6 protein-coding genes and 1 pseudogene are annotated in these 7,176 nt (G+C 52.4%); all 7 read left to right on the plus strand.

The features are described from left to right. The first annotated feature begins 466 nt into the window (after positions 1–466). Positions 467–1,498, plus strand: coding sequence for a tetratricopeptide repeat protein (locus HW452_RS09440; protein ID WP_224105851.1), 1,032 nt, complete (start codon positions 467–469; stop codon positions 1,496–1,498). 123 nt (positions 1,499–1,621) lie between these two features. Beyond that, positions 1,622–2,008 carry a tetratricopeptide repeat protein gene (locus HW452_RS09445; RefSeq protein ID WP_224105852.1) on the plus strand — a complete coding sequence of 129 codons (387 nt, stop codon included), beginning with the start codon at positions 1,622–1,624 and terminating at the stop codon, positions 2,006–2,008. A gap of 93 nt (positions 2,009–2,101) precedes the next feature. Continuing rightward, a complete protein-coding gene (locus tag HW452_RS09450) occupies positions 2,102–3,169 on the plus strand; it encodes a hypothetical protein (protein ID WP_224105853.1) in 1,068 nt (355 codons plus the stop codon). 290 nt (positions 3,170–3,459) lie between these two features. Further along, positions 3,460–4,530, plus strand: a complete 1,071-nt coding sequence (locus HW452_RS09455; RefSeq protein WP_224105854.1) for a hypothetical protein — start codon at positions 3,460–3,462, stop codon at positions 4,528–4,530. A 20-nt stretch (positions 4,531–4,550) separates the two neighbouring features. Then, positions 4,551–4,673: pseudogene (locus HW452_RS17705) on the plus strand (IS30 family transposase); the annotation flags it as partial. 27 nt (positions 4,674–4,700) lie between these two features. Continuing rightward, entirely contained in the window at positions 4,701–5,261 is a 561-nt protein-coding gene (locus HW452_RS09460) for a LemA family protein (protein ID WP_224105855.1), read from the plus strand. Positions 5,262–5,295: 34 nt separating this feature from the next. Continuing rightward, positions 5,296–7,176, plus strand: a 1,881-nt coding sequence (locus HW452_RS09465; RefSeq protein ID WP_224105856.1) for a DUF2207 domain-containing protein, incomplete at its 3' end; no start/stop codon positions are given.

Here is a 7,176-nt window from a genome sequence, read left to right on the forward strand (position 1 = left end):
GTCCAGAATCATTGAGTCACTACACCCGAAGCGTTAGGTCCCCTTCTTTATACGTTAACAACGTCGCCCAGTGTATGGGGTTACTTCTCTGGCAGGAGAGGGGCGGCGATAGACCAGCAGCAAAGAGCCATAGCGCAATGCCTTAGGTGGCTGGAGCAGGGCTATACTGAGGATGGCCGCTTAGATCGTGAGGCGGCAAGTCAATTATTTGAGCGTTCGGTAGCACGTATGACCCAGACAGGTGAGGTTGATAACTATTCTTCCTGGATCGTTGCTTACTGTGCTAACCGAGAATTGTTGGACGCGTTCATGGAGCAAACGGGAGAAAACATTCCAGCTGCCCAAGGTGCGCGGGAGCGATACTCCCAAATAGCAAGCCGCTTGGGACGTGATCCTAAGCAATTTAGTGAGACCGTTTTTGATAATGGCTTAAAAATTCGTACTACTAGCGCAGACAGCAGATAGGATGATTAATACAATGTTGCTCAGAAAGGCCACACTTGCCGCGATGTTTTTATGGTCTCTCAATAGTTGGGCCCTACCTGCGGATATTCAAGCTGCTAAAGACGAAGGCATGCGCCTTTATAATATAGGTCAATCGACTACAGCCATGACCTACTTGAGCCAAGCGGCTAACGCCGGTGATGTAGAGTCCATGTACTACATGGGTGAGGCAGAGCGTCGCCAGCACATGCTGGGATTTACTAACGAGGCCATGGGATGGTACTTGCAGGCCGCCGAACAAGGTGACCCTTACTCAATGCTGCGCCTGTTCAACGGCGGCGCCTGCCTGATCAGTGACCGCTGCCCCGATGAGGGTGATGACTGGCGGAAAGCGACACTGGACGTCACTCTGCCCAAGGCTGAGGCAGGGGATCCAGAGGCAATGCTCGCGCTTCACTATATCTACAATACGCTGAATCACGAGTGGTGGGATGCGATGTTTAACTGGCTGGGCCTGCCCACCGCCTCCAACAAGTGGTTAGAACGCGCCGCCGAGGCAGGGCTGCCCGAAGCCCAAACAATCCTCGGTAACCATATCATGAATGGGAAGGGCTGGTATTTTACCAAAAGCCGTCGACTTACCGCTGCTGAAAAATGGACCGAGCGCGCCGTAGAACAAGGCTATGTTCCTGCCATGGAGAGGATGGAAATTATTAAGAGAAAGCAGGCGGATTTCGAAGAAAGCTGGCAGTGGATGGAACGTGCTTCCCGCGAAGGAAGTGTCAGTAACCGTTTAGGCTTGGGGTGGTGTTATCTGGACCCTTCCTACTCATCTGATGGTCGATGTGTTAATGAAGCAGACCTTATACAAGGCTGGGCAATACTCTACTCATTAAAAGCCGAATTAGAAGATAACAGTGCAAAAAATATTATGTCCAGAAATAGTGACAAGTTAACCGAAGCAGAGCGTCGAGAAGCCGAAATGCTTGCCGAAGAAGAGTGGATCGGCCGCGAGCCGCCGCTTTCAAGATTCCCCCCGAGGTTTGGATACTGACAGCTTTATGGCTCTGAGAATGCGGTTACCTGGTTTGCTCTTGGCGCTGATGCTGTGGCCTTCAAGTGGCTGGGCGCTTAGCGAAGGCGCCCGATCGCCGCCGAAGCAGGTGATGTTGAGGCGATGTACTACTTGGGCGAAGCCAACCGGCTGCTTAGCCGCGGCTTGTCGAATGCGGCCATGGACTGGTACTACCAAGCCGCCCAGCACGGCGAGCCCTACGCCATGCTTCGCCTGTTTGACGGTGGCGCCTGCGAACTGGGCGATGTTTGCCCAGACAATGGCGACGACTGGCCCCAAGAGGCGCTCGAACTCACCTTGCCCAAGGCGGAAGCGGGTGACGCGGAAGCCATGGGTGCGCTCTATCATATTTATTACTACGTTGAAGAGCCCGATGAAGAAGAGGCGCTCAAGTGGCTCCATCGTGCGGCTGAGGCGGGTGACGCCAATGCCATGAACTGGCTGGGTGAGCTAGCCCGCAGCGATAAATGGGGCGTTCCCCGAGCGTGATAGCTTTACCGTCGCGAATCCTTTTGAGGCCCTTATACGTTACTTCGGTAAGCAGCAGGCGCCGCAATACTGGTATACCGAGGAGTTCCAGGTATGAATAAAGCTGCTTCTGCCTATATGTCGGGGGCCTATACAAGCGAAACAATCCCCCCGTTGCCGGAAGCACCCAAGAAAAGAGGTCGTGTCGGCGAAGAGCTTTTGCCTTTTGGTAATTATGCTCATATCGATCCCTACCAGCAGGTCTGTGCAGATGCTGAGTTGGTGCAGCATATGGAGGAGAAAGATAAGCAATTTTATGAATCAGATGGCTGGTGGTGGGACCACCAACGGATCCTCTTTGTCAAAAGTCAGTTGAGTTTGTCCATATTGATAATGGCGTTTCCGGTATTATATTTTTTTTCATTACTAGCTATTCCTTTTTTATTATCGCCTTTTTTGATTGATCCAGTTATGGAAAAAAACAAGTTCTTAGGGATTATAGTAACTTTACTATTATATGGTGGGGGAGTCATTGGCTCATTAATTATCGGGGCTTATACTTGTCAATCAGTTATGAATGGCCTGGTTCGAGGCGGCGCTTACCTGACAAAACCTTTGAATGGGTGGATGGCCAGGCAAGGCAATAGCTATATGGAAAACCGCCAAAGTGAACTCAACCGCCAAACGGGCATGATGAGCTTTGCCCAAGGCAAGAGAAAGACGCCGCTTGTTGCGCCCTTCGTAGAATTCGATGCCTACGTTGAACGAGTGGTGCAGCGGGGTGGTATCTTTTATCGGCTGATGTTCGTGCATCGCTACACTGGTAAGCAGTTCAACCAGACCTCATTGAGCGTCATTGTGGAGCACCAGCATGAAGTCCGTGCGACATGGGACATGCTGCAACGCTATATGGATGTCAGCCAGCCATTACCCGATGTTCCGCGATTGGAGCCCTTTCGCCACCTCGACCCCACCACGGCTGAACATGACCGGCAAACCGGGCGCGACCCTCGATACTGGCGCGATCTTGATCTGGAAGCCTGGAAGGAAAACGAAGGGGCAAAACAGCGCCAGGCCCAAGTCGATTTTCCGTGGAGTCGCCAGCGTTGCCAGCTCACGCCACAGCTTGGAAAGATCGAGATGGTGGCTTATCAGGCAAAAAATGCGGCATCGTTGGCATGATTCATTACTAAGTCGAGGAACGTCAGCTTTTGCCAGAACAGAGTACCGTACACGTTTTTGCCGCACGTAAAGTGGTTGAGCAAGGCGTAAATGTTATATGGGGTGGCATCTTTAGGCGAAATGGTGCTGCCCACGCCAATGCTTGACCAATATGAAGCGTATAGTGAAGAAGCTCATGGGGCGTTCCCCGAGCGCAATAGCCTTACCGTCGCGAATCCTTTTGAGGCCCTTATACGTTACTTCGGTAAGCAGCAGGCGCCGCAATACTGGTATACCGAGGAGTTCCAGGTATGAATAAAGCTGCTTTCTCTGCCTATATGTCGGGGGCCTATACAAGCGAAACAATCCCCCCGTTGCCGGAAGCACCTAAGAAAAGAGGTCGTGTCGGCGAAGAGCTGTTGCCTTTTGGTGATTATGCTCATATCGATCCCGCACAGCAGATCAGTGCAGATGCGGAGCTAGTTCAACACATAGAGCAAAAAGATAAGCATTTTTATGAATCAGATGATTGGTGGTGGACCCACCAAAAAATAATATTCATTAAAAGTCAGTTAGGATTATCTGCATTGTTAATTGCTTTCCCGGTGTTATATTTTTTTTCACTCTTAATTTTTCCTTACTGGTTGGCCACTAGGGTTCTAAACCCTGTTTTTGAGTATAATGGCCTTCTTGGAATGTTTGTCGCACTACTTATTTTAGGGGGAGGGGTTGTAGCCGCTGGAATAATCGGAGCCTATACCTGCCAGTCCATTATGAACGGTATTATTCGCTGTGGCACTTATCTGGTAGGGCCTTGGAGAGGCTGGTTAGCTAAGCAAGGCAATAGCTATCTGGAAAACCGCCAAAGTGAACTCAACCGTCAAACGGGTATGGTAAGTTTTTCTCAAGGTAGAAGAAAGGCGCCACTCGTTGCCCCCTTCATCGAATTCGATGCCTACGTGGAGCGAGTGGTGCAACGGGGCGGTATCTTTTATCGGCTGATGTTCGTGCATCGCTACACCGGCAAGCAGTTCAACCAGACGTCATTGAGCGCCATTGTGGAGCACCAGCATGAGGTCCGTGCGACATGGGACATGCTGCAACGCTATATGGATGTCAGCCAGCCATTACCCGATGTTCCGCGATTGGAGCCCTTTCGCCACCTCGACCCCACGACGGCTGAACATGACCGGCAAACCGGGCGCGACCCTCGATACTGGCGCGACCTTGATCTGGAAGCCTGGAAGAAAAACGAAGGTGCGAAGAAGCGCCAAGCCCAAGTCGATTTCCCTTGGAGTCGCCAGCGTTGCCAGCTCACGCCACAGCTTGGAAAGATCGACATGGTGGCTTATCAGGCAAAAAATGCGGCATCGTTTGCATGATTCACCACTAAATCGATGAACAGGTGGTCAAGAATCTCAGCGACCATCCTCGAAAGCGACTCGGTTACAGAACATAGGCACAGGTGTTTTTGAGCGAGTACTCAAGCGGCTTGGACACAGCGGGTGCTGCACTTATGAGTTGAATGCGGGTGTTACAGGTAGGGGGAAGCATGGAGTGGGCAGGGGTAGCGCTGTTTGTGGCGCTCATGGGTTATTTTATTTATCTATACAACAGTCTGGTTAGGTATCGGCAATTGAGCAAGGAGGGCTGGTCCGGAATTGATGTGCAATTGAAGCGCAGAGCCGATCTGATCCCCAGCTTGCTGGAAACCGTCAAGGCTTACATGCGACACGAGCGCGCAACGTTGCATGCGGTGACGGTTGCCCGACAGGCAGTACTTGAGGCGCAAGACAAGGGGGCTCTGGTGCAGCGTGGTGAGGCTGAGGATCAACTCTCTGGAGCGCTGGGGCGGCTACTGATGGTGGCGGAAGCCTACCCGAACCTCAAGGCAGATACTACGTTTCTAGAGTTTCAACGTGCGTTGCAGACGGTGGAAAACGACATTCAGTATGCACGACGCTATTACAACGGCACGGTGCGCAACCTGAATGTGGCGGTAGAGTCTTTCCCCTCCAATATCGTCGCCCGAAGCTTTCGATTCGAAAAAGCCCAATACTTCGAGCTAAATAACGAAGGTCGTAGCGTGCCGCAGGTGGCTTTTGCTCAATAGCGGCGCGGTAGGGAAATAGAGCAAGGGAGATCCAATGATCAGTAAAATGTCTATGCGCAAGGTGGCGATTACCTTATGTCTCGCTATTGTTACCCTCATGCTGTCCGGTATGGTAGCACTGCCGGTAGCGGCGGAAGAGGCCATAGAACGGTTCGAGGTTGATATTACGGTAAAGCCCGATTCCTCGGTGGAAATCACCGAGACGATCCGTGTTAATGCCGAGGGCGAGCAGATTCAACGTGGGATCTTTCGCGATATTCCAACTGTCCTGAGCGGCGAGGGCAGACGCCGCGTGAGGCAGACGCTTGATGTGCTCTCAGTGAAGCGCGATGGAGAGCGCGAAAGCTACACGGTCGATGCATTGAGTACCGGCAAGCGTATCCGGATCGGACGCGCCAGTGCCACCCTGCCGCATGGCACGCACACCTACGAGATACGCTATCGAATCGATCGGGCGGCTCGTATGTTCCAAGAGCACGATGAACTCTACTGGAATGTGACTGGAAACTTCTGGATGTTTCCGATTCTAGAGGCATCGGCACTCGTCACACTGCCCGCCGATGCCGAGATCCGTGAGCTTGACGTCTTTACCGGACGTCACGGGGCGACCGAAAAAGCGGCACACATGGAGCAGCTCAAGGATAACGTCGCTCGTTTTGATATAACACAACCGCTGGCGGTTAAGGAGGGCATGACGGTTGCCGTATCCTTTGAAAAAGGAACGCTGCGTTCTCCTGATTTCGCTCATGAAATGCTCTACTGGTTGTCGGACTACCGAGAGGTGGTCGGGCCGACCGCTTTGCTTCTAGTGGTCTTCCTCTATTTCTTCTGTGCTTGGTATCGAGTCGGCCGAGGCCCCGCCAAGGGCACCATCATTCCTCGCTTCTATCCGCCGGCACGGTTTTCTCCTGCGCTGATCCACTTTGTCTATTATAAGGGGCGCTGGGAAAAGGACGGCTGGACCGCTTTTTCTGCTGCCTTGGTGTCATTGGCCGTCAAGGGGTTGGTGACCCTCGACCAGGAGGGCAAGAAGGCGATGACGATAGAGACGACAGGCAAGGTGCCCGACTCGCTTCCCCCGGGCGAACGAGTCGTTTTCGATTTCCTGCGCGAAAAAAGTCCGGTCACTACCGATGCCAAGCATGGGGGGGCTATCCAGCGCACAAAGTCTCGTTTTATATCAGCGCTGAAAAATGAGAATCGTTCGGTGTTCTTCACCAGCAACTGGGGCTATACCCTCTTCGGCTTGGCGCTGTTTGTTGTGTCGATACTCCAGATGCTCTATTTCAACGTGTTGGAATTCGGTGTGTTCATCTTCATGTTGCTCTCTTGCATACCACTTTTGCTCTTATTGCTGGTCATGAAGTGGGCGAGGCGGAAGCCACTTGTAGTTAGTTTGGCGGTGGGTGCCATCGTGGCAATGGCGATATTCAGTTACTTGAAATACTTGATCGGCATTTATCATGTGGTCGGGATGGATTTGATTTTCATTGCCCTTTTGTTGAGTTTGGCGATCAGTATCATCTTCGGTATTTACATGGGGGCGCATACCCTGCAAGGACGCAAGGTCATGGACGAAATCGAAGGTTTCAAGATGTATCTTGAAACCGCAGAGAAAGAGCGACTCAACTTCCGTGACGAGCCAGATATGACGGTGTTGCGCTATGAGGCGGTATTACCCTACGCCATGGCACTTGGTGTCGAGAAGCCCTGGACGGAGCGCTTCGAGAATGATCTGACACGACACGCGATCAGCGACGTCGAGTCGGATTACCGGCCTCATTGGTATAGCGGGGACGGTTTCACCTCGGAGCGTCTTTCTCCGAGCATGAGTGGCATCACCACAGGCGTCACGTCGGCCATGATGGCAGCGCAGCCCGCCTCTTCCTCTAGCTCCGGCTTTTCGAGCGGCAGC

It is taken from the genome of Vreelandella aquamarina (genome assembly GCF_020075495.1).
Lineage (GTDB): Bacteria > Pseudomonadota > Gammaproteobacteria > Pseudomonadales > Halomonadaceae > Vreelandella > Vreelandella aquamarina_A.